The 521-nt window shown below is 48.4% G+C and carries 1 protein-coding gene; it reads left to right on the forward strand.

The window, feature by feature from the left end; translation table 11 throughout:
- A partial coding sequence (locus tag R7Z47_RS26795) for a FimV/HubP family polar landmark protein (RefSeq protein WP_318131018.1) occupies nt 1–521 on the forward strand: 521 nt, incomplete at both ends.

Raw genomic sequence — 521 nt, forward strand, 5'->3', positions numbered from 1 at the left:
CTCGCCATTTATCGAATCAACCCTCAAGCGTTTGACAATCAAAACATCCACGAGCTGATCCCAGGCAGCCGTCTTCGTGTTCCTTCATTAGAGCAAGTTCGCAGTGCGACGACTGAGCAAGCTGTTGCCATTATGAAGGCGCATGAGTCACGACTAAAACAACCCAAGCCAGAAAAGCCAGCTCCAGTTAAACAGATAGAGGTTAAACCTAAACCTGTTGCAGAGCCTACTGCGCCAAAACCGCCAGTTGTTACTCCACCAAAACCTGAACCAGTTAAACCTGTTGAAACGACAGCAAACGTGCCACCAGTTTCGACGTCACCACAAGGTGAAAAGCAGGTTAGTGATCTAAAAGACAAGCTGCAGGGCTCGCAAAGTGAGCTTGAATCACTAGAAGAGAAAAACCATCGTCTGCGCCTCATGCTGTCTCAAGTTCAGAGCGAAGTTGAAACACTCAAAAGCGAGCTTAACGACGAAGAGCGCATTCGTTCGGAAGTGGAAAAGCTGTTGGCAGAAGAGCG

The sequence above is a fragment of the Vibrio sp. 1641 genome (genome assembly GCF_033339995.1).
GTDB classification, from domain to species: domain Bacteria; phylum Pseudomonadota; class Gammaproteobacteria; order Enterobacterales; family Vibrionaceae; genus Vibrio; species Vibrio alginolyticus.